Below are 22,581 nucleotides of genomic sequence, written 5' to 3'. Positions count from 1 at the left end.
ACGCCCCCCAACCTGTCGCCGTCTATGCCGATACCGGCACGGCGCTTCTCGCCGCGATGAATGCGGAAATGCGTGCAAGCGAATCGAGGTTTGCCGGCACGATATCGGCGTCCGCCATGGCGATGCCGAAACGGTCCTCGATGAACGCGACAAGCTCCAGCACCCCGGTCGAATCGATGATGTCGTTCTCGATCAGCGATGCCGTATCGGCGAGCTCATAGGACGTATCACCGAAGAGAAAATTCTCGATGATGAACGCCTTGACGCTGTCCTTGATCGTTTCTGTCATGTCTTATCCTTTCCTATCTGGTTTCAGGCAGCCTCCGCCGTGCGGATGCTCGTGCCGGTGAATGTCTGCAGCCACAGTTGCGTCGACAGGATGCCGACGAAGGCCGCGTTGTCGCGGAAGCCGGAGGCCGGGCGTGCCCGGCACTTCTCGTAAAGTTTCGTCACCGCCTTTGCGTTGAAGAGGCCGCCGGCGGCAATCGCCTCTTCGCCCATGGCGGTGCGCACGTAGTCGAATTCGCCCCGGCCGCTGAAGGAATGGCTGTCCGGCGCGCGATAGGGCTGCTTGGTCCGCTTGCCGATCGAAGGCGGCAGGAGATCCTTTGTCGCCTCGCGCAGAATGTGTTTTTCCACCAGACCCTTGAGCTTCATTTCCGGCGGCAGTCCCGCGGCGAATTCGACGAGGCGATGATCGAGGAAGGGGAATCGGCCCTCGACCCCATGCGCCATCGCCATGCGGTCGCCCTGGCTCGAAAGGATGTAGCCCGGCAGAAGGAAGCGGCTTTCGAGAAATTGCGCCTGATGCAGCGGATGCCAGCGGCCGAAGGCCTCGGGCAGGCGGCTGACGAGCTCGTCTGCTGCATCATAACCCGCCAACCTCGCACGCAAGTCGCCGGAGAAGAACATTTTCGTCGCTGCCGTCCCCTTGAGCCGCGGGCGGTGCGAAAAGAGCGGATCGTCAAGTGGGTCGTTCCCGGCGCCGAAAAACGCCGCCAGATATTCGGGCGACTGCTGCTTGAGGCCGGGCAGATAGGGATAAAGCTTGCGGAACAGATGCGGCCTTATCCGCGAGCCGGGTTGTCGGCCGCAGAAGCGGCGCACGCGCGACTCCTTGAAGATGTCGTAGCCTGCGAAAACCTCGTCCGCCCCCTCGCCTGTCAGCACCACCTTCAGACCCGTATCGCGCACCAGGCCGGAGAGTTGGTACAAGGGGGCCGGCGCAGTTCGAAGCACCGGCCTCTCGGCATAGCGGACCACGTCCGGGAAAACCTTCGCGATATCGCCGGCGCGGCAGGCGACAGCCCTGTGATCGGTGCCGAGGGCGACAGCCATCTCGTTCTGGAAGGCGCTCTCGTCATGTTCGGCGCTGTCGAAGGTCACGGAAAAGGTTCGAAGCCCTTGCGGCGCCATGCCGGCGGCGAGCGCCGAAACGATGGACGAATCGAGGCCACCCGACAGATAGGAGCCGACCGGCACGTCGGCCCGCATGCGGATGCGCGTCGCGTCGGTCAGAAGCGTGCGCAGTTCCTCGGCAGCCTTGCCTTCGTTCACATGCCGGGGCGGCGCATCGCGGTCCGCAAACTCGAGGCTCCAATAGCTCCGCGTGGCCACGCCCCGCTCGTCGGCAACCACCAGGCTTGCCGGTTCGAGCTCAAAGATGTCCTTGAACGGCGTGCGCGGCGCGATCGGCGCCCAGAGCGTAAAAATCTGGTCGAGCGCGATCGGGTCGATCTCCGCGGAAATGCCGGGAACCTGAAGGAGCGCCTTGACTTCTGAGGCGAAATAGAGCGTTCCCGCCCGCATCGTATAAAACAACGGCCGGACACCCATGCGGTCACGCGCCAGCAGCATCCGCCGACGCCGATTGTCCCACAGTGCAAAGGCAAAATCGCCGTTGAGGCGGGATACGCAATCCTCGCCCATCTGATCGTAAAGATGGAGGATGACCTCCGTGTCGCTGGATGTGCGGAAACGGCGGCCCTTGGCGCGAAGCTCGTCGCGCAGTTCGACATAATTGAAGATCTCGCCGTTGAAGGCGATCGTCAGCTCGCCGGAGGCATCGGACATCGGCTGCTGGCCATCCCCCAACCCGACGATCGACAGCCTGACATGGCCAAGACCGGCCTGCGGCGCCGTGAAAACGCCTTGCTCATCCGGTCCGCGATGGGCAATCGCGACCGTCATCTTCTCAAGAAGAGCCTTTCCATCCGGAACCGAGCCGAAATAGCCACCAAAACCGCACATGACGAGATACTCTGACGCCCGCTGACAACGCGGAAAATATAGCCGGGATATCGACAGCAAGAGTTAACTGTCGAGTGTTTTCATTGAAATGGTAAATCAATCTGGATCGGAACGAAAACCACAAAAGGATACAATTGCGGACCGATACTCTTTTTCTAAAATTTTACACAATTCCTCAATCGATAGTTATTATGCATCCGCCAAAAAAACCCGCATTGTTTTACATCCACGTCGTCTCTCTTCTATTGAGCTGCGGAACTTATATTGTCATTAACGATCCTTTAACAAGCTCGCCGAGGCCAGCGCCCGGATTACATGGATTTGTGGTTAACGCTGCACGCCACTGGATCCGCGTGATATCGATGCCAGGATCGATGTGAGACCGCTGTAGGTGGCGGTCACACGCGGCGCAGGCGGCTGGGGATGCCGGCTTCAAGCGGAATCACGGAAGCGGTTCAGAGAAGAAAGCGCCAGAGCGTGTCTTGCGCGTCGATTCGAACGCGCCTCTGTTCCGGACGTTACGCACTTTTCTTGTTATTGCTTCAGAAGCCGAAGGATTGTTGCACGGGCGGCGCGCCGACATGAACGCCTTCCAGTTCGAGCATGCGCGTCTTTGCCGATGCACCGCCCGGCGCGGAGAAACCGCCGATCTTGCCGCCAGCGGCGAGGACGCGGTGGCAGGGAATGATCAGCGGAACCGGATTCTTCGCCATGGCTTGGCCGACGTCTCGCGCCGCTTCCGGTCCGGCACCGAGCTCCTTCGCCAACGCGCCATAGGTGGTCGTCTGCCCCCACCGGACTCGCCGCGCAGCGGCATATACCTCCTTGAAAAACGCTTCCTGTCCGGCGAGATCAAGCCTCACGCCGGAGAAATCCGTTTCCTCACCCTCGAAGTAGCGCTTCGCGGCCGCGACTGCTTCCAGCACGTCCGGCGTAGGCGTACCGGGCTCGGCATCCGGAATGCGACGCAGCAGCATTTGCTCGGTCGCGGCGGCATCTTTTGTCGGCAGCTGGAAGCGCGTTATGCCGTTGTCGTTCCAGGCGATGCCGCAGAAACCGCCAACGGTTTCGAAGATGAGGTAATGGTACACTGTTTGTCCCATCACGTGGGCCTCCACGTTTCCTATGACATAAGAATCGTGCTTTCCGACCCCGACTTCAACCCGTTTTCGGCGCAGCGAAGAGGATGTGTGAGTGCGAAAGAGGGCCATCGGGAAGCGCCACTGCGGGCGATATGACCGTGGCGTTTCGGGCCTGCAGACAGGATAGCCCGGACGCGAAGATGTTTCCATACAACAAAGTCCGCGCTCCCGGTCAGCGTCAGGGTCAGGACGCTGACCGGCCCGCATCAAATCCGCCTGCGCGATCAGCTCGAAAGCGCGCCCGATTTCTTCGCGACCCAGGTGGCAACATAGTCCATCAGGGCTGGCGACAGGCAGTCATAGGGCTCCAGCCCGAGCTCCCTCAGGCGAGCGCGGACGCCATCCATGCGGCCAGGGTCGACACCCGATTCGATGATCGAGGAGACGAAGGCGGCGAAGCCGGGCGGAGCCCAGCCCGACTCCTGGAAGCGCTCGGGGTGAATGAAGTCCAGCCCCTGGAAGGCATGTTCCCGCTCCACCGGTCCATACATATGAACGCCGCACTCCCTGCAGGCGTGCCGCTGGATCAGCGCGGACGGGTCGACCACTTGCAGCTTGTCGCCGTTCTCGAGCACCGTCAACTTGTCGTGCGGAACAACTGCGACAATGGAGAAATCGGCGCCACTTGGCTTCCAGCATTTGGTACAGCCGCAAGCGTGGTTGTGGGCGATCTGGCCCTCGATCCGGACCTTGACGGGCCTGTCCGTGCAGGCGCAAACAAGCGTACCTCCGGCAAAATCCGGGTTGGCCGGTCGGATGCCGCCATCCACCGCCGGATGAATGCGAACAGAACTTTCCATTGCTTGTCCTCCCTGTTGTGTCGAAGCCCGGTCCGTCTTGCATGCGGCGGCGCTTCGGCTCGCTGCCTGTTCCCCTAAATCGTACCCGATTTAGGGGAACAAGCAGCAATTCAAAGTGCTGCAACGTCCCTGGCGCGCCTGATAGGACGCGCGGCGACGATCACCGGCAGATGACACCGCGGTATCTCCGGCATCGCGCATTTCCAGTGTCGCGAGGTACTCGAACATCACTGCGTGATCCTTTCGTCGCGTTCATTGAGCAGCGGGACGCCATAGGAGAGCAGGAGCTTGTTGATTTCCGCCTGGTTGTCCCTGATGAAGGAATTGAGCGTGCGTTTCCATTGCTGGTCGGAGGGCCGTACTCCCATCGTGATACGATAGATCATGCGCTGGCCGCCCTTCTCGCTGGTCAAAGGCACGATCGCCAGTTCGGCCCCGGACTTGCCGGCGTAATAGCCTGCCATCGGACCCCAGATCACGGCGGCGTCAATCACGCCTGCCAGCATGTCCCGGATCATGATCTCCGCCACCGACGGCATTATCCGCGTGTCGACCGTGAGCGGATAGACCTTCGCCTTGCGCATCAGTTTTGCCGCCGCCATATTGGCGGAGGGCGGCGTCCCCTGGACCACGCCGATCCTCTTGTCGGCAAGCTTCGGATCGACCAGCGTTTCTACGCCTGCAAGGTCGCCATCCTTCCTGTAAACCAACACATAGGAGGAGCGATAATAGGCGTTGGTGTTCTGGACGAGTTCGTCTCCCTGCGCATAGCCCATGATGATGTCACAGCGATTGGCACCGAGCGTGTTGCGCACAAAACCAGTGATCGAAGGATACCACATGTAGGCGACGGAGCCTCGTCCTGTCTTGGCTGCGACCATCTTGGCGAGCTTGTCCTCGAAGCCTTCGCCGCTCTGGTCGGAGAAGGGCATATTGGACGGGTCGGCGCAGACGCGCAGCGTCTCCGGATCGACCAGTTCGCCAGCGGCTCCGAGCCCGGCGCCCTGGGATAGCGCCTGGAGCGGCATCAGTGCGGCGGCCATCGCCGTCGAGATGAGGGCTATCTTGCAGGTCCGATGGGCGCCGTGTGCCATGTCATTCACCCATGCAGGACGCCTCGTAGGCCTTCGCCGCTTCGGGCTTGTCGGCCTTTTTGGGCGGACGACCCCGAGGCGCGGCGCCAACGGCGCGGGCGCGCAGGTAGACGTAGATGTCGTCGAGGTAGCAATAGACGTTCTTGTTGTCGCCGAATGCCGGCATGACGTTTTCCTTGCCGCCGCCGACGTTCTTGCGTCCCTCCGCAACAACCGAGAGGAAAGTCGGATAATCCATGTTCTTCATGGACGTGGCCAAGGCGGGTGCATAACTCGAGCCGACCCCATCGGGGCCGTGACAGACGTGACAGTCCGAGTGATAGCGCCGATAGCCGCTGAAGGTGTACCAGTCGACCGTCCCGTCGCTCTGAAACTTGAATGTCGGGTTTCCCTCCGCATCGAAGTATTTGCCGTCTTCGTCTTTGACCGCTGCGGCTTTTTCCTTGTCGTCTGCCGCTGCAACATTTCCGGAAATCAGGAGCGGGAACACGGCGCCGAGCGCCAGAACTGCATTACGGAAAGCCATCAACAACTCCACGCTTTGGGAAAACCGGAACACGCTGCTCCAGCAGGACCTATCAGGGTTTTTACGAACGGAGATACGGATTGCCCGGCGGTCATTGCCTCGGGCGATCGATGTCTGATGGAGCGGCGCCGCAGACACCGCCCCATCACTCTTGAACAGGTCATCAGTCCGGAAGCCCGAAGACGGTCAACTGCCCGCCAAGCGTCGTGTACTCCGCCAGTCCGGCATAACCACCGACTGCACCCAAGCCTGCCGTGGAGATGCTTTCGCTTTCTTCGGTCGGAGCGTTCTTACCGGCCACGGCCTGCTGCCACGCCGCTGCACCCTCCGCTCCCAGAAGGCCGCCGGCGAGCCCGATGCCTGCCCAGCCGCCAACGCCGGACAAGACGGCGATATACTGCTTGCCGCCGTGTTCGAACGTGTTGATATTGCCGATGATGCCGGAGGGCGTCTTGAACCGGTAGAGTTCGTTACCCGCCGTATCGACCGCAACGATGTAGCCTTCCAGTGTTCCGTAAAAGACCACGTCCCCTTCGGTCGCCAGAGCGCCCGACCAGACCGAGAACCGCTCGGGCTTCGACCAGACGATCTCGCCCTTGGCAGCATCCCAGGCAATGAAGTTGCCCATGCCGCCATGGCTGTCGGGGGCCGGATACATCGAAAGGGTCGCACCGACATAAGGTTGACCGGCCGTATAGCTGACCTTGTAGGGCTCATAGTCCATGCAGACGTGGTTTGTCGGCACGTAGAACAAGCCGGTCTTCGGTGAATAAGTCGCTGGCTGCTGATCCTTCGTGCCGAGGGCAGCGGGGCATATCCCCGTCGAATTCACGTCCTCGCCGTTCTGTTCGGTGGAGTATTTCGCCACGACCTGCGGCCGGCCATACTTATCGCTCTTCGGATCCATGACGACTTCCGTCGCCCAGTTGACCTTCGGATCATACTTCTTGGCAACCAGAAGCTCTCCCGTCGCCCGATCGAGGGTGTAGGCAAAGCCGTTGCGGTCAAAATGCACGAGCACGTCGCGCGGCTGACCGTTGATCTGCATCTGATCGACGAGAATGTTCTCGTTGACGCCGTCAAAGTCCCATTCGTCGTGCGGGGTCATCTGATAAAGCCACTTGGCCATACCGGTATCGACGTCACGCGCCATCAGGGTCATGGACCAGCGATTGTCGCCTGGGCGCTGCACGGGATTCCAGGTCCCCGGATTAGCCGTGCCATAGTAAATCAGGTTCAGCTTCGGATCATAGGAGTACCACCCCCACGTCGTGCCGCCGCCGGTCTTCCACTCCTCGCCTTCCCAGCTCTTTACACCAGAGTCAGGTCCGATCGGCTTTCCGAGGTGAGTGGTCTTTTCGGGGTCGACGAGCATTTCAGAGTCGGGGCCAGTCGAATAGGCTCTCCAGGCAAGCGACCCGTCTTTCAGATTGTACGCCGCCATCGAGCCGCGGACACCATATTCCGCACCAGATATGCCGACCAGCACCTTGTCCTTGACGACCATCGGCGCACCGGTGCTGGATTCCGCCTTGCTGCCATCGATGTGCTCTCCATTCTTCACAGACCAGACGACCTTGCCGGTCTTGGCGTCGAGAGCAACGACCGTCGTGTCCGCCTGGGCCAGGATTATCTTGCCATCGCCATAGGCGACGCCGCGATAGACCGTGTCGCAGCACATGATGCCGATGACGTTCGCATCCTGCTTTGGCTCGTATTTCCAGAGGATCTTGCCGTCGTTGTTGAGATCAAGGGCATAGACGTTGTTGGGAAACGGCGTATGAATGTACATGACGTCGCCGATCACCAGCGGTCCGCCCTCATGGCCACGCAGGACACCGGTCGAGAAGGTCCACTTGACCTGCAGGTCCTTGACGTTGTCCTTTGTGATCTGGTTGAGCTTGGAATAACGGTGATTGGCATAGTCGCCCGTGGGCATCGCCCAGTTCTTCGCGTCGGCCGCCAGTTTCGTCAGTTCGTCATTGGCGAACGCATTTCCGGCGAGAGCCGCCGTCAGAAGTCCAGCGGCGGTCATCGGCAGATATAGTTTTCCGAGTATGCGCATGCGGATTCCTCCCGATGTCGATGTGGATCCGAGGCGCGTCAACACAATCCTCGGGAGACCACAAGGCCAGCCCAAGCTCTGTCATGCTTGTCGTGGGATATCTGCTTCCTTCAGCGTTTCACGGTTCAGTTGGATGGGCAGAGGGCACCGTTATTGCCCGTCCTCTTGACCGACGCGACTTTTACGCTCCCAAGAGACAAGGCTTGAAGCCGGAAACACCTAGCAGAATAGGCGATTAGACCGGTTAAGGCAAGATTAAATATACGATATGCTTGCAGCGCAACAACAAAAAAATGCTGCTGTGCAACACATATATTACTAATATTTATAAGCTTTAGATTTCTTTCGCCAAGGTAGTTACTATAATAATACAGCGTGCAGATCGGCGTAACCTGGCCCCCATCTACGCATTAATACCTGGAGATTTTCATGGTGACGACTGGTAACTTGGACGTGATCGCCTTCCTCGCCGCGTTCGCCTATGCTGCGACCGCATCGGCAGCCGGAAGCTACCCGACCGTTGCAATCGTCGACTATGTGTATGGCTGCATGAAAGCCAATGGCGAAACACGCGCCGCGCTCGAGAGCTGTTCCTGTTCCATCGACGTCATAGCCTCGATCATGCCCTACGAACACTACGAGGCGGCCGCAACGTTCAGGAGCCTGGGACTCGAGACGGGCGAAAGAGGAGCTCTATTCCGACAGACTGCCCCGGCGAAATCCGCCATCGCCGAACTGAGGCGCGCGCAGGCCGAAGCGGACGTCCGCTGCTTCTGAGCCGTCGCCCAATCAGCGGATGGCGGTTTTGGCGCGCGATCACACGGCGTCCGGATACCGCTTGTGAAAATCCGAAACGAGATTGTCGAGCGCCGGCGTGTCGCGCGAATGGCGCGAGAGGCCTACGTCGAAGATACCGAGCACCTGCGCCGGGCGGGGTGAGAGCACGATGATGCGATCGGCAAGCAGGAGGGCCTCGCGCAGATTGTGGGTCACCATCAGGGCGGTGGTGGGCCTCGCCGCCCACACCGTCATCAGGAGACGGCGCAATCTGTCGGCGGTGCGCTCGTCGAGCGAGGTGAAAGGCTCGTCCAGGAAAAGAATGGCGGGCTCTGTCGCGAAGGCCCGTGCCAGGGCGGCGCGGCGCGCAAGGCCAAGCGAAAGCTCCGAAGGGTAGAGCGACCGCATTGCCGAGAGACCCAGGATTTCGAACAGCGAGTCCAGGTCCTTGCCCCTCAACCGCGGAGACAGCGCAAGGCGGACATTCTGCTCCACTGTCCGCCAGGGGAGAAGCACCGGCTCCTGGAAGACCGCAGCGATACGCTTGGAGCCGCCTTCGGGCAACTGATAGCTGCCCGCGAATCGCCGATCGAGGCCCAGCAGGATTCGCAGTGTCGTGGTCTTGCCGCAGCCAGACGGCCCCAGCAGACAGGCGAATTCGCCCTGCCTCACCTCGAAGGAAAGTCCGCGCAACGCGACAATCGTAACGCCCTCCGCCGACCGGAACGTCTTCTCGGTAATGTCGACCTTAAGCGGGGCGGCGACGCCAGCGGGTTGCATGTCGTTCAAGTGGCTGCACCAGAAGGAGTTCGATCAACAGCATGATGGCCACGAAAGCTAGCGTGTAGGCAAGGATGGCGGCAACATCGAATATCTGAAAATAGAGATAGATCTGGAAGCCGACGCCGCTCGAGCGGCCGAGCAGTTCAACGACGAGCACGATCTTCCAGATCAGCGCAATGCCGGAGCGCGAGGCGGCGGCGATATAGGGCTGCAACTGCGGCATCAGGACGTGGCGGAGACGGTCGAGCCGCCCGAGCCGGTAGACGGTGGCCATTTCCGCGAAACGGGGATCGAGCGCGCGCGCGCCCTCGCGCATGGTGACGACGACATTGGGTATCTTGTTGATCGCGACGGCGCCGATCGCGGCGGCCTCGGTCAGCCCGAACCAGATGTAGGCGAGGACGATGACGACCAGGGCCGGGAGGTTGAGAAAGAGGACAAGCCACGGATTGAAGAAGGAATCCGTCCGCCTGTGCGTGCCGAGCAGGACACCGATGACGGACCCGACGACCATGGCAACGACGTAGGCGGCTGCGACCCGCCAAAGCGTCATCGCCAGGTGATAGCCAAGGTCGCCGCTCGCCGCCTCCTTGACAAGCACCCGCCAGACGTCGAGCGGCGGCGGAAACGCGCGGCTCGGCCAGATCTCGGCCGCAAGGCTCCAGAGCAGACACAATCCGACGAGCGATGCCACGGCCGTCACCGCAGGCAGCGTGCTGCCGATCCCACGGGGGACCGTGCGCGTGCGCCGGCTTGCGGATACGCCGTTTTCCGATCCGAATTCTGCCGTCATGTCTTCAATGCAGCCCAGAACGTCCCGGGAGCCATGTGCCGCGCCTCCCCGACGAGCTTCTCGCCGCCGATCTCCGCAAGAACTTCGTAAAGCTTGGCGGCATCGCTTTCCTCTTCGGCGAGCGGCCTCCTTGGAATGCCTTCGCGATAGCGATCGCGCAGCACCTCGAGTTCCCTGCCCTCGGCCCGGACGATCGGTGCCAGACGCTGCCATTCGGCGTCGGACTGAGCCAGAAGCTTCTTGGCCTCAGCGCTTGCCTTGACGAAGCTCATCGCCACATCCGTGTTTTCGTTCGCCCATTTGTCGTGGAATACATATCCCAAGGCCGAGACCGGCCCAGATGCCCCGAGCGCCCTTGCCGCGTCGTCGGCGCCAATCAGGCGACGGAAGCCGTTTGCCTCCAGCCGTGCGCAGAAATGCCAAAAATTCAAGACCGCATCGAGCTCGCCGGAGACAGCCTTTTCCGACAGCAAGGGCGGGGCACCGAAAACAATCTCACTCTCCTTGGGCAGATCGATCTTGTGATCACGCCGCGCAAGCCCCTGGATCAGAAGCCAGCTCTTGTCGAGCGATCCGCCGGTCACGCCGATTTTCTTCCCCACGAGATCGGGGATGGCACGGATCGGCGCGTCCTGCCTGACCATAATGGCGCCAACGGCGGTCGAGTAGGGCGCTAGTGTGAGATCCTCGCCCTCAGAGCGCTGGCGCGACACCCACAACCAGTCGGAAACGATAACGTCCAGGTCGCCCGCCAACATGGCCACGTTGGTGGCGTCCTCGCCGGCGAAATAGACGACCTCCACGTCTATGCCGTTAGCCGCATCGAATTTGTTGTGCTTGATGGTGTCGAGCTCCCAGTTCACCGTGCCGAACTTCAGCACACCCACCCGTATCTTCGGGGATGGGGCTGCCGAGGCCTGGAAGCCCAGAGGACTGGCAGCGGCCAGCAAAGCCATCCCGCAAAGCGCGCGCCGCGATATATTCATGATGCCACCTCCCAACAACGCAATGTCACGTTTCCAGGCTCTTGTCGGGGAACGCACATTTCCATCGCACGATCTTCAGCGTCGGATGGCTCTCGGACCACTTCGCGATCTCGGTCGGAGCCAACACCATGCATTGGAAAAGCGATCCCCGCGCCTCGAAGTACAGGTGCTCGGTGCGGCAACTGCTAGGGTTGGCCAACATGCAGACGGTCAGGACGAGGTCGACGAGGTTCAATGGAGCACCTTTCCCTGTGCGAACGCGCACGGCAATCACGTTCGCTGATGTGCTGCATGCCGCTTCGACAACTACAGCGCCGCGCGTCTTATCAGACGCGCAAAGGACGCTGTAGCACTTTGAAATGCTGCATGTTTTTATCCTTAAATCGGCTACGATTTAAGGAAACGTGCAGTAGCCTTCGCAAGGTGCCCGACGGAAAGCCCACGAGGAGGATACGCGTGCGACAAACGAGCGTCAATTCGTTCGCGAAACTCCGCCGACTGCAAGGTGCCACGGCGACAGCTCCGGGACTCACTGGTCTTTCAGCGTTTCCGCAATCGCCTTGGCCAGAGCGTACAAGCGCTGCTCGATCAGCGTCGGTACCTCGCAGACGAAGCTCAGTGATTCCGCCCGCTCCTGAAAAATGCGCGTCTGAAACACCAGCCGATCGCTCCGCACTGCCAGCTCGTTCGGGTTAGAATCGGGTTTGGCCCGCAAGGCGTCCACGGCAGACGCCTCCTGCCGCAGGAGCGTCGCCATGTCCCTCTGCCTGTGGGCGTAGCGCGCAATACCGGCGATAACGTCCGAGCGCTCCCGGTTCATATGGTCGAACAGACCCTGCACGAGCATGGTCATGCGCTGCTCTCTCTCGCCCTCAGGCAGGCCTTCCGCATAACTTTTGATCTTTTGCTGCGCCTCCGGAAGCGGAACGCGACGGGCCGACAGTTCCGTCACCAAGGCTGAAATGGCCGCATCTTTGGACCAGTCGGCCGCCGTTTGCGGCAGTTCGCCACCGGTCCATATCTGGCCGAGCGAAAGGTCCGGAACCTTGCGCTGGATACACGGCCAGTCCGGGTCGTCTCCCTGCGCTGCAAAGGCCGGCCATGCGGCGATTGCAGCGACGGCCGCGGCGGGCATGAGGCGTGCCAGGGATAGCCACCGCATCAGGCATTTCCTCCGGCATCCTGCTTGCGGCCGAGCAGGCCGGTCGACGGGTCATAGGCGAGGATTGCACCGCCCAGAAACAGTATGGTGAACGCAACCACGAGCATCAGCGATCCCCAGTCGACCTGTCCGTAAAGGGCGAAGCGAACCAACTCGACGGCGTAAGTGAAAGGGTTTACAAGGCAGATCTTGTAGAGAAGCGGGCTCGATTCCTGAATCCGCCAGAGCGGATAGAGCGCGGGGGAGGCAAAATACATCGGGAAGATCACAAAGTTCATGATCCCCGCGAAATTCTCCAGTTGCTTGATCATCGACGACAAAAGCATCCCGAGTGAGCACAGCATCATTCCTGAGAGGAAGAGCGCCGGCAGGACCACGAGGTAGCCGGTCCATGGCGGTTTGACGCCCCAGAACCAGGCGATGGCGAGAAAGGCGTAGACCTGCAGGATCGATACGGTGACGCCCGCGAGCAGCTTCGACACCAGCAGGAACCAGCGCGGAAACGGGCTGACCAGCAGGGTCCGCATGTTGCCCATCTCCCGGTCGTAGACCATCGACAGTGATGACTGCATGCCGCTGAACAACAGGATCATGCCGCAGAGGCCCGGCGTGATATAGACCTCGTACAGCACGTAGGTCTTGTAGGGCGGGATGATGGAGACGCCAAGCACCTGGCGGAAGCCGGCTGCAAAAACGAAGAGCCACAGGAGCGGGCGAACCAGCGACGAGATGAAGCGCTCTCGCTGATTGAGAAAACGGAGCCCTTCCCGGACCAGGATGCCTTTGAGGCACACGAGGTATTGACGGACGCCGAAGCCACGCTCCATGGCGGGGCCTGCCGAAATGGGTCCTGCGGCAGATTGCATAGTCATCGACGTTCTCCACTGGCCGGAACCGAAGCGACCCCGGTCAGCGTCGCGAAGGCCCCACGAATGCTGCTTGAGCCACAGGAACGGACGACGTCATCGACCCTGCCGTCCGCGAGCACCCGGCCCTTGTCGAGTATGATGACATGGTCGGTTTCCTCGACCTCATCGATGAGGTGGGTCGCCCAGAAGACGCTGATGCCATCGGTAATCACGAGCTTACGGATGGTGGCAAGGATCTCGGCACGCGACTGGATGTCGAGCCCCACGGTCGCCTCGTCCAACAAGAGAAGCGGCGGACGATGCAGCAGAGCCCGCACGATCTCGATGCGACGCATCTGGCCGCCGGAGAGGCTGCGTGCCTTGTCATACAACCGGTCGCTCATGTCGATCTGGGCAAGCAGTGACTTGATCCGTGACAAGGCGTCTCTTCGCCCAATGCCATGCAGCGATGCGTGGTAGGAGAGGTTCTGGTAGACGCTCAGGTCAAGATCGAGGGTGCGCGCCTGAAACACGATGCCAAGCCGGCGCAGTGCCTCGCCCGGTTCCCGGCCGACGTCGTGGCCGAAGATGCGGATTGTGCCGTGGCGGGTGCTGTAGAGGTGGGTGATCAAGGAGAACAGCGTCGTCTTGCCCGCGCCGTTGAGGCCGAGCAAGACGGTAAAGCGCCCCGGGGCGATTGAGAAGGAAATGTCGGACAGAACCTGCTTCCGGCCGTAGGAATGATTGACCCCCGCCACATCAAGTGCGGCAGGCAAGCTCACTCCATCGTTGGCCTTAACATGCTGCATGGTGTCGTGTTCCTCCGCGAAGCAAGGTTAGCCCGCATCCCAGCCTATTTGATGGTGATCGTTCCTTGCAAACCTTTCTCGGCAGATCGGGAACGGACGACGTGTAGCCTCTTACTTTGTGACTGAAGCGTTCTTGCCCTGTACGTCAGTTCGGGCTGACGACGACCCCCCACGGCAGCGCCCCGACGATCACCGACTGAACGGGTTCATCGGTAGCAACGTCGATGAAGGTGATGTCGTTCGAAACGCCGTTGGTGCTGATGATCGTCTTCTGGTCGGGCGTGAAGGCCAGCTGCCAGGCCCGCTGCCCGACGAGGACGTATTTTTCGACCTCGTAGGTCTCCGCATTGACCACGGCGACGCGATTGGCGGGGCCAAGCGCCACATAGGCCTTCTTGCCATCGGCGGTGATGCGGACGCCGACCGGCTGGATCGATTCCGAGCGCAAACCGGGAATCTCGAAGGTGATCTTTTGTTTCACCTCACGGCTGACATTGTCGATAACCGAGACGGTGCCGCCGATTTCGGCGCTCACCCAGACCTCGGAATTGTCGGGCTTGAACTCGGCGAAGCGCGGCCGGGCATCGACGAGGACATTATCGGTGATCTCGTGGGTCTCGGTATCGATGAAGTGCGCCATGTTGGTCGTTTCCGAGGTGTTGACCAATGATTTGCCGTCCGGACTGATACCCATTCCCTCGGGTTCCACGCCAACCGGTACCTCCATCGCCACACTCTTGCTCTCGAGGTCGATGACGGTGACCAGATTGTCGTCCTCGTTGGCGACGTAGAGTGTCTTGCCGTCGGGAGAAAGGACGAACAACTCGGGGTCCGGTCCGGACGGCAGCGACCCGACGATCTCGTAGGTGGCCGTATCGATGATCTCGATCGTGTCGTCGTCGCTTGCGCAGAGATAGATGAACTTGCCGTCGTGCGAAATCGTGATGCCGCGCGGCCGCTGGCCGACATCGATGGTGCGGACCACCTCCATCGTGGTCGAGTCGACGACAGTTACCGTGTTGTCCTTCTCGTTGGAGACATAGACCATGTAAGCGAACGCCGGCGAAGCCATGCTTGCCGCCGCAGCAAGTCCAGCCGAAAGAAGGGTCGGTCTTCGCAGCATCTGGCTCTCTCCCTGTCTGCTACAGCGACCTTAGCGCGTCCGTTGGACGCGCGGCGCTGTAGTCTACTTCAGCGCACATTGCGTCTCCGGCTGGTCGATCCCGAGCGTGTCGAGTTCGGAGACCTGATGCAGGAATCCTTCCTGCGGCGACGTCGATACGACGGAACGGCCGTCTCCAAGGAAGATCGGCTGGCGCAATTGCAAGTTCCATTTGCGGAAGGTCAGCCTCTGCCCCTTGAAGGCGGCGATCGAAAAATCGTCGGCGCGAATGAAGGCCGCGAGCTTTTCGGAATCGGAGCTTTGCGTGCGCGTGGCCGCCTCGCCGACAATCCTCGCTGCCGTCCACGCGGCCATATCCTTCGACAACATTCGTCTGCCATTCGCCTTGGCGAAACGGTTTTGTATCTGCGTGCCGCCCCATTGCTCGCTGGCCGGATGCCAAGCGGAAGGGATCAGACCGGCGGTTCCGGCTACCGGGCGCGGAATCCAGGTCCGGAACGGCACATAGGTTCCGAAAACCTCGCTTTCGTCTGCCACGAGCAGCACATCGTGCTCGGGGAAATCCTGCGTGAAGACCGGCATCTGCCGTTGGATCTGAACCACTCCTGTATCCGTCCGCCGCGCGGTGCCGGTGTCGGTGAACTCCTTTTGCGCGACGATCTGGCCGCCGAAGCGGGTCGCGGCACGGCGGAGCGCATCGGCAAACAGCTTGTCCGGCTCATGGGAGCCGTAGACCAGCACCCATCGCCGCCACTGCTTCCAGACCAGATACTGCGCCAGGCCATCGGCGAGCATGGTGCGCGTCGGCGCTGTGTGGAAGACGTTCGCCCGGCAGTCCTCCTCGCGCAGACGGTCGTCCGTGGCGCCGACGTTAAAGATCTGGACACGCTTTTCGCGAGCGAGGTCGGCAATCGACAGGAGCTGCGTCGCGGAGAGATCGGTCAGAATGTAGAGAACGCCCCTCGACACCATGTCATTGAAAGCCGGCACGACGTCGGCATCCGGCTTCACCTCGGACACATCGAGCGTAAACTTCTGTCCGAGAAACCTACCGGTCGTGTTGTTGTCGCCGATCGCGATCTTCGCCCCCGCGACACCTTCGTCGCGCGGCGGCACGTCCAGCACCGAAAGGGCGAGTTGCGGAGCATAGGCACGAAGATAACCGAGCTTGATCTCCGATACTTGTTTAGCTGGAGCCGTCTTGTCGGCCGGCGCGGGTGAAGACTCCTGCGCAACGGCGCTCGATAGGCTTGGAGCCGCGAGAAGAACAGAGATAAACAGTATGAGTATACGGAGCACCGCACATCCCGCTTGGTCGACAGAATACGCCATCTCCGACGCCAGCCGGATCTGTGTAATGCCTCGGTGCCGCAAACAGCTTAACCGAGATGTCCCTGATTTCAACCGTAAATTGGGAAGAGATTGCCTACGCTTTTGATGGCGGCTTGGACGTTACAGCCAACCCGCGTGTTTCATCGCGGGGGACCCTTTCTCGCCAGGCGCTTCCCGATCGCGCGCCGCGGAATCCCGGATTTCTGCGGGCGTTCGACCGTAGGTGCGCCGAAACTCCTTGGTAAAATGCGAGGTGTTCACAAACCCGACGTCGAGGGCAACTTCGATTATGGGTTTCCTGCTCGTCAGCAAAATCTGCTTCGCTCGATCCAGTCGGAGACGACGGAAAGCCAGAGCGGGAGACATCCTCGTTTTTTCAGTGAACAGCCGCTCGAGTTGGCGCCTTGAAAGCCCGACCGAGGCCGCAAGCCCCTCAATGGTGATTCCACCTTCAAGATGCTGTTCCATGGTTATCAGAACGGCCGCAACCCGGGAGTCGTTGACGTAATCGCGCAGCGGCTGTCGCGTCTGATTGTCGAACTGCGAACGGGCCTTCTCAATCTGCAGCACTTCAAGCGCGTTACGCTCGGCGTCCGAACTGATGTGCCGCCTCACCAGGGCGGCCGCGAGATCGGCGGCGCTGCTTCCCCCTGCGCAAGAGCCGCGCTTGCGGTCCAGATTGAACAGCCGGTCCGGTCGGACTTCATGATCAGGAAAACGTTCGCGGAACTGGTGATAGTGAAGCCAGCTCACACAGGTCGCGTGCTCTTTCATCAGGCCCGCTTCCGCGAGAATGAAGGAACCGGTGCACAGGCCAATCAACGGGACCCTTTTCGAAGCGGCCTGTCTGAGAAAGCGGATGGTTTCATGGTCGACCGGTTGTTCGACAGTCAGCAGGCCGCCGACAACGGCGATGTAATCGAATTGGCAGGGATCGACGAAGTCGGAAGTCGGAGCGACCTGAACACCGCAGCTCGAGGTGATCAGGTGCCTCGTGCTGCCGAGGACCTGCCAATCGGCGAGGACCCGGCCCGATCGGTCGAGCTGGTCGCTCGCCAGCCGCAGGGTGTCGACGAACAACGCGAAGGCCGACAACGTGAAGGATCGGGCGAGGATGAAGCCGATTTTCAGCCGCTGCAGCTGCGGGGCGACCCCCGACGACGATGATTGAATGGAGTGTCCCATTTCGCTCGCACTTTTCTGGTCATGCGCGGTAGTGAACGTGCGTATCGGTCGGCAGTCTCACGGTGCCTCGGTCACGCCGGTTCATTTGATCTGAAACCCGTGGGCCAATGGATCGCGATCATCGACGAAGATCGTGTTGTGCCCGGTGATCCGCGCCCATGCGCCGATGCTCGGCATGATGCCCTCGTGCGTCCCGACCTTGGCGGCCGCGTCGACCCGCCCTTCGAAAATCGTACCGATCAGGCTTTCGCTTCGGTAGGTCTCGCCGATCCTCAATCGCCCTTTTCCGTGCAACTGAGCCATGCGGGCGGACGTTCCGGTCCCGCCCGGCGAACGATCGATCGCCTTATCGCCATAGAAGACGGCGCCGCGACCGTCGGCGTTTTCGTCTCTTGCCCGATCGCACCAGATGACATGGTGGACGCCACGAATCCGCTCATCCTCGGGATGCACGGGATCGCAAGCGTCTGCAAGTGCCGTGCGGAGTTTCTGGCTGAGGCCGACGAGCTCGGACGCCGTCGTGCCGTCAAGGCCCGGCCAGTTCCGCTGAGGTTCGACGACCGCGTAGAAGTTGCCGCCGTAGGCGATGTCCACCACGAGGCGCCCGACACCGGGAACATCGACCTCGACGTCCGCGTCATGCAGGTAGCTCGCGACATTGAACAGGCGGACGCTTTTAACGAAATCGCCGTCCATCCCGTACTTGACGTCCACCCGTCCCGCCGGCGTCTCGATCGAGAGGGTGCCGGGCGTCCTGGATCGGACAAGACCTTCCTCAAGCACGACGGTCGAGAGGCCGATGGTGCCTGCGCCGCACATCGGCAGGCAGCCGCTAACCTCGATGAAGAGCGCCGCGAAGTCGCAATCGTCCCTGAAGGCCGGATAGATGATAGCGCCGGACATCACGTCGTGGCCGCGCGGCTCGAACATCAGCGCCTTGCGGATCCAGTCATGGTCGCGGACGAAGATCTCGCGGCGCTCGAAGATCGGCAGATGCGGAAGCAGAGGCCCGCCCCCGGCGACGACACGGACCGGATTGCCGCAGGTGTGTGAATCGATGCAGAAGAAACTGTGCCGCATGATCAGATCCAATCAGCCTGTGGCTCTGCTTCGGTCACGCTGAAGCGCGCCGCGCGAGAGCCTGTCGAGAAGAAGCGCGACCGCAACGATCGCAAGCCCGGCGCGCAGGCCAAGGCCCATCTCCATTCGCGTCAATCCGCGTGTCACTTCGGCGCCGAGCCCGCCCGCGCCGACGAGGCCAGCCAAGACGACCATGGCAAGCGACAGCAGGATGCATTGATTGAGGCCGACAAGCAGGGTTGGCTTTGCCGCGGGAATTTCGATCTTGAACAGAATGGAGCGCGGCGAGGCGCCGATCGCCTGGCCGAGTTCGAGCATGTCCTTCGGAACCTGGTTGAAGGCGAGTGTCGTCAGGCGCAGCATCGGCGGTATGCCGTAGACGATCGTCGCAATGATCGCGGGTACCCGCCCCAGGCTGAAGATCATGACCGCAGGAATGAGATAGACCCATGGAGGCACGGTCTGCATAATGTCGAGAACCGGGCGGATCGCCGCCTCGACCGCCTTGACGCGAGAGGCAAGGATGCCAAGCGGGAAGCCGATCAGGACGGAAATCGCCACGGCCACGGTGACAAGAGCAATCGTCTGCATCGAAGCGTCCCAGAGACCCATGAGAAGGCAAAAACCGAGTGCCAGGCCCGCGAGGATGGTCGCCCGAATGTTCACGAGGAAGAAAGCGAGAAGCATCACGATTGTGATCAGCATGATGGCTGGCAGCGAGAGCAGCGCCGCCTCGATCCCCGAAAGCACAGCCTCGACGACATTGGTGATCAAGGCGAACAGCGGATGGAAGTTGGCGTTTAGCCAGTCGACAGCGGGCGCCAAGTATGTTCCCGGCGAAAACTGAAAGCTATCCGGATTCATGGTGTCCCTCCCTTGCCGAAGCGGGCCGCACTCTGCGTGATGCGATCAAGCACCATGGTCAGCACGACGATTGCGATGGCGGCATCGATCGACCTGGCGATATCGAGCGTGCGGATTGCCCCGTAGATCGTCTCGCCAAGGCCGCCTGACCCGACGATGCCGGCGATGACGACCATTCCGAACGCCATCATCAGGCTCTGGTTGATGCCCGCCATGATGCTCGGCATCGCGAAGGGCAGACGGATCTTGAAGAACATCTGCCATTTCGTGATCCCGACTGCCTGGCCCAGTTCGATGAACTCGTGCGGGGTCATGCGGATGCCGAGCGACGTCAGTCGGACGGCCGGAGGCATGGCGACGACAAAGGTCGCGATGAGCGCCGTCGCTGGTCCGTAGCCCAAAAGCGCAATCGCCGGCAGGAGGTAGATGTACGGCGGCAGGGTCTGGATGAGATCCAGGGCCGGCTCCAGCAATCGGTCGAGCGCCGGCAGAAAGCCGGCAAGCACGCCGATCGGCAATCCAACGCAAAGCGCCAACGAAGTCGCGGTCATCACCAGGGCCAAGGTGCTCATGGTTTCCGGCCACAGCCCCATGAGCGAGCAAATGACGAGGGCTGTGCCGGTCAGTGCGCCAAACCACGCACCGACCAGCCGCCATCCGGCAATGGCGAGAACAATCGCCATCACATAAAAGGGCGGTAGCTCGAGCAGCCATAGAATGCCCTCGTAGAATCCTTCAAGCATCGTTCGCACGAGGTCGAAGAGGAATTCACCATTGTCGCTCAGCCACTCCAGAGCCGAGTCCGTCCACGCGTCGAACGTATCCGCGAAAGCCGCAGTCTCCATGTCGAACGCTCCTCTAGGCTGCCGCGGCCTGCTCGCCGATCGGCGTCCCCTTGACGCCGGCAAGCAGGCTCCGCGCGGTCACCACTCCGACGACAGTTCCGCTGTCCAGAACGGCGATCGCGTCGCGGTCCGATTGCATGGTGAGCCCGATCAGCTCATCGATATCGGCCTCGGGCGTCGTTCTGCCGAGGGTGCCGATGTCGCTGCCCGGATGCTGTCGCTGATAGTCGGCGACCGGGACCATGACCGAATGGGCCTTGATAAGGTGGAGGCGGGAAATACCGGCCACAAAGTCGGCGACATATTGATCCGCCGGATTGAGAACGATGTCCTCGGCGGTCCCCACCTGTATGATGACGCCGTCCTTCATGATCGCGATGCGGTCGCCGATGCGGATGGCCTCGTCGAGGTCGTGCGTGATGAACACCGCTGATTTGCCGAGCTCTTTCGTGAGCTGCCGGAATTCGTCCTGCAACTGCCGGCGAATGAGCGGGTCAAGCGCGCTGAACGGCTCGTCCATGAGGATGATTTCCGGATCCGAGGCGATGGCACGCGCCAGGCCGACGCGCTGCTGCATGCCGCCGGATAGTTCTGCGGGATAGCGACCGAGCCAGTCGCCAAGTCCGACTTTCTCAAGCGCTGCTTGAGCGGTCCGGTTCCTCTCGGCTTTCGCAATGCCCTGCACCTCGAGACCGAAGGCCGCATTCTCGAGCACCGTTCGATGCGGAAGCAGCGCCACGCTCTGGAAGACCATGCCGATGTTCTGGGCTCGCATCTGCCGGAGTTCAGTCGCGTCGAGGGCCGACAGGTCCCTGCCCTTCACCAGCACCTTGCCGAAGCTTGGGGCGATCAACCTGTTCAGAAGCCTGATCAAGGTAGACTTGCCGCTGCCCGACAATCCCATGATGCAGAAGATTTCGCCGCGACGAACCTGCAGGCTGGCGTCGGAAACGCCGACCACGCAATTGTAGTCCTGCAGGATCTGCTTTTTCGACAAACCGCGCTTCGCAACTGCTTCCATCGCGGCGGGTGCCTTGTCACCAAAGATCTTCCACACCGATTGGCAGTCGATCAGCACTTCATTCGTATGGATGCTTGTCATCTTTTCGTTCCCCTTGGAGCCAATCTTGTGCTGGCATTTCTCAAGTCTTCACAAGCCTTGGCGGTGGCCGCCCGGACGGATCTCCAGACGGCCAGTTGCGGTTGGGACTCAGTAGTTCTTGATGTTTGCCCACCGTTTCAGGAGGTCGGCGTGGCGATCCGTCCAGTCCTTGACGGCCTCATCCATCTTCTTGCCGTCGCTGACGGCACTATTGATCGCGGTGATGTCCGCCAGAGGAACGTAGACGCTTGCCAGCACCTCGCGTGCCTGCGGGTTTTCCTCCGAGAAGCCTTTTTGGCCGATCCAGTAGTAGCTCTGCGGCGGCGGAAAGACGCCCTTCGGGTCCTTCAGGAACTTCACGTCGTATTTCTGCATCATCCACGACGGCTCCCAGATGGTGACGGCGACCCACTCCTGTCTGTCGATTGCCGACTTGAGCGCTGCGGTCATGGCCGCGGTGCTGCCTTCCACGAGTTGAAGCTTGAGGTCATATTCCTTGACTGCCGACGCGGTGTCGCGCATCAGGCCCGAGCCCGGCTCGATCCCGATGATCTTTCCGCCGAACTTGTCCGCGTTGTCATTGAGCTGGTCGACGGAGTCGATGCTGACGTATTTGGGCACCGCGACGCCCTGGTAGAGACCGTGAGACACCGGCGAGATCTTCTCGAGTCGGTTCTTGTTCTTGTCCCAGTAGTCCTGGGCGACATAGTCGGTCTGCGAGGCGAGGATCTGGATATCGCCCTTGCTGAGCGCCGCATAGGCGATGCCCCACTCCGAAAACTCGGTTACCTTCACGGTATAGCCGGCGTCTTCCAGAACCTTCTTCGTAATGCCGGTGATCGGCGTCAGGTCCTCCCACGAGAGGGTTCCCATCTCGATGGTCTTCTCTTCGGCGCGAGCGGGCATCATGGTCAGGCCGACCATTGCAGCGGCGCACAATGCTTTCCAAAGTGTCTTCACGGTTCACTCCTGTTCTTGTTCCCATTGTTCTTCGAAGACCGCTCATTCAGTCTTC

23 protein-coding genes are annotated in these 22,581 nt (G+C 61.0%); 1 reads left to right on the top strand and 22 read right to left on the bottom strand.

The window, feature by feature from the left end; translation table 11 throughout:
- Nucleotides 1-22 precede the first annotated feature (22 nt).
- From RB548_RS19115 to RB548_RS19085, 7 genes are all read right to left on the bottom strand, one after another.
- Nucleotides 23-289 carry an acyl carrier protein gene (locus tag RB548_RS19115; RefSeq protein ID WP_331372774.1) on the bottom strand — a complete coding sequence of 89 codons (267 nt, stop codon included), beginning with the start codon at nt 287-289 and terminating at the stop codon, nt 23-25.
- 23 nt (nt 290-312) lie between these two features.
- On the bottom strand, nt 313-2,250 hold the full coding sequence (asnB, locus tag RB548_RS19110; RefSeq protein WP_331372773.1) for an asparagine synthase (glutamine-hydrolyzing): 1,938 nt from the start codon (nt 2,248-2,250) through the stop codon (nt 313-315).
- Between the two features lie 542 nt (nt 2,251-2,792).
- Nucleotides 2,793-3,353, bottom strand: coding sequence for a methylated-DNA--[protein]-cysteine S-methyltransferase (locus tag RB548_RS19105; RefSeq protein WP_331372772.1), 561 nt, complete (start codon nt 3,351-3,353; stop codon nt 2,793-2,795).
- A 263-nt stretch (nt 3,354-3,616) separates the two neighbouring features.
- The gene (gene gfa / locus RB548_RS19100; RefSeq protein ID WP_331372771.1) at nt 3,617-4,192 is read right to left on the bottom strand and encodes an S-(hydroxymethyl)glutathione synthase; all 576 of its coding nucleotides are present in this window, start codon (nt 4,190-4,192) and stop codon (nt 3,617-3,619) included.
- Between the two features lie 227 nt (nt 4,193-4,419).
- The gene (locus tag RB548_RS19095; protein WP_331372770.1) at nt 4,420-5,286 is read right to left on the bottom strand and encodes a substrate-binding domain-containing protein; all 867 of its coding nucleotides are present in this window, start codon (nt 5,284-5,286) and stop codon (nt 4,420-4,422) included.
- Between the two features lies 1 nt (nt 5,287).
- Nucleotides 5,288-5,812: a c-type cytochrome, methanol metabolism-related gene (locus RB548_RS19090; RefSeq protein WP_331372769.1), complete on the bottom strand. Its 525-nt coding sequence runs from the start codon at nt 5,810-5,812 to the stop codon at nt 5,288-5,290.
- 163 nt (nt 5,813-5,975) lie between these two features.
- On the bottom strand, nt 5,976-7,847 hold the full coding sequence (locus RB548_RS19085) for a methanol/ethanol family PQQ-dependent dehydrogenase (protein ID WP_331375017.1): 1,872 nt from the start codon (nt 7,845-7,847) through the stop codon (nt 5,976-5,978).
- A 459-nt stretch (nt 7,848-8,306) separates the two neighbouring features.
- Between RB548_RS19085 and RB548_RS19080 the strand changes: the two genes are divergently transcribed.
- Complete coding sequence (locus RB548_RS19080; protein WP_331372768.1) at nt 8,307-8,654, top strand: hypothetical protein; 348 nt, start codon at nt 8,307-8,309, stop codon at nt 8,652-8,654.
- A gap of 39 nt (nt 8,655-8,693) precedes the next feature.
- Here RB548_RS19080 and RB548_RS19075 read toward each other — a convergent pair whose 3' ends face one another.
- The 15 genes from RB548_RS19075 to RB548_RS19005 form a co-directional block, all read right to left on the bottom strand.
- Nucleotides 8,694-9,434 (bottom strand): ABC transporter ATP-binding protein, encoded by a 741-nt coding sequence (locus RB548_RS19075; protein ID WP_331375016.1) that lies wholly within the window; start codon nt 9,432-9,434, stop codon nt 8,694-8,696.
- Nucleotides 9,403-10,149 carry an ABC transporter permease gene (locus tag RB548_RS19070; RefSeq protein WP_408642425.1) on the bottom strand — a complete coding sequence of 249 codons (747 nt, stop codon included), beginning with the start codon at nt 10,147-10,149 and terminating at the stop codon, nt 9,403-9,405. The genes RB548_RS19075 and RB548_RS19070 overlap by 32 nt, the downstream gene beginning before the upstream one ends.
- 77 nt (nt 10,150-10,226) lie before the next feature.
- Nucleotides 10,227-11,216: an ABC transporter substrate-binding protein gene (locus tag RB548_RS19065; protein ID WP_331372766.1), complete on the bottom strand. Its 990-nt coding sequence runs from the start codon at nt 11,214-11,216 to the stop codon at nt 10,227-10,229.
- A 25-nt stretch (nt 11,217-11,241) separates the two neighbouring features.
- Entirely contained in the window at nt 11,242-11,451 is a 210-nt protein-coding gene (locus RB548_RS19060) for a hypothetical protein (protein WP_331372765.1), read from the bottom strand.
- Nucleotides 11,452-11,745: 294 nt separating this feature from the next.
- Nucleotides 11,746-12,378 carry a hypothetical protein gene (locus tag RB548_RS19055; protein ID WP_331372764.1) on the bottom strand — a complete coding sequence of 211 codons (633 nt, stop codon included), beginning with the start codon at nt 12,376-12,378 and terminating at the stop codon, nt 11,746-11,748.
- Nucleotides 12,378-13,244 carry an ABC transporter permease gene (locus tag RB548_RS19050; RefSeq protein ID WP_408642424.1) on the bottom strand — a complete coding sequence of 289 codons (867 nt, stop codon included), beginning with the start codon at nt 13,242-13,244 and terminating at the stop codon, nt 12,378-12,380. Before RB548_RS19050 ends, RB548_RS19055 begins: the two co-directional genes overlap by 1 nt.
- 2 nt (nt 13,245-13,246) lie before the next feature.
- A complete protein-coding gene (locus tag RB548_RS19045; RefSeq protein ID WP_331372763.1) occupies nt 13,247-14,035 on the bottom strand; it encodes an ABC transporter ATP-binding protein in 789 nt (262 codons plus the stop codon).
- Between the two features lie 145 nt (nt 14,036-14,180).
- Nucleotides 14,181-15,158: a YVTN family beta-propeller repeat protein gene (locus RB548_RS19040; RefSeq protein ID WP_331372762.1), complete on the bottom strand. Its 978-nt coding sequence runs from the start codon at nt 15,156-15,158 to the stop codon at nt 14,181-14,183.
- A 63-nt stretch (nt 15,159-15,221) separates the two neighbouring features.
- On the bottom strand, nt 15,222-16,490 hold the full coding sequence (locus tag RB548_RS19035; RefSeq protein WP_408642383.1) for an ABC transporter substrate-binding protein: 1,269 nt from the start codon (nt 16,488-16,490) through the stop codon (nt 15,222-15,224).
- Between the two features lie 120 nt (nt 16,491-16,610).
- A complete protein-coding gene (locus RB548_RS19030; protein ID WP_331372760.1) occupies nt 16,611-17,675 on the bottom strand; it encodes a GlxA family transcriptional regulator in 1,065 nt (354 codons plus the stop codon).
- Nucleotides 17,676-17,756: 81 nt separating this feature from the next.
- A complete protein-coding gene (locus tag RB548_RS19025; RefSeq protein WP_331372759.1) occupies nt 17,757-18,755 on the bottom strand; it encodes a 4-hydroxyproline epimerase in 999 nt (332 codons plus the stop codon).
- Nucleotides 18,756-18,767: 12 nt separating this feature from the next.
- Complete coding sequence (locus tag RB548_RS19020) at nt 18,768-19,619, bottom strand: ABC transporter permease (RefSeq protein ID WP_331372758.1); 852 nt, start codon at nt 19,617-19,619, stop codon at nt 18,768-18,770.
- Nucleotides 19,616-20,464 carry an ABC transporter permease gene (locus RB548_RS19015; RefSeq protein ID WP_331372757.1) on the bottom strand — a complete coding sequence of 283 codons (849 nt, stop codon included), beginning with the start codon at nt 20,462-20,464 and terminating at the stop codon, nt 19,616-19,618. Before RB548_RS19015 ends, RB548_RS19020 begins: the two co-directional genes overlap by 4 nt.
- 13 nt (nt 20,465-20,477) lie before the next feature.
- A complete protein-coding gene (locus RB548_RS19010; protein ID WP_331372756.1) occupies nt 20,478-21,566 on the bottom strand; it encodes a quaternary amine ABC transporter ATP-binding protein in 1,089 nt (362 codons plus the stop codon).
- Nucleotides 21,567-21,674: 108 nt separating this feature from the next.
- Complete coding sequence (locus RB548_RS19005; protein ID WP_331372755.1) at nt 21,675-22,526, bottom strand: glycine betaine ABC transporter substrate-binding protein; 852 nt, start codon at nt 22,524-22,526, stop codon at nt 21,675-21,677.
- Nucleotides 22,527-22,581: the final 55 nt, after the last annotated feature.

Source organism: Sinorhizobium chiapasense, from assembly GCF_036488675.1.
In the GTDB taxonomy this organism is placed as follows: Bacteria; Pseudomonadota; Alphaproteobacteria; order Rhizobiales; family Rhizobiaceae; genus Sinorhizobium; species Sinorhizobium chiapasense.
The sequence above is the reverse complement of the archived record's forward strand: the minus strand, read 5'-3'. Positions and strand labels throughout refer to the sequence as shown.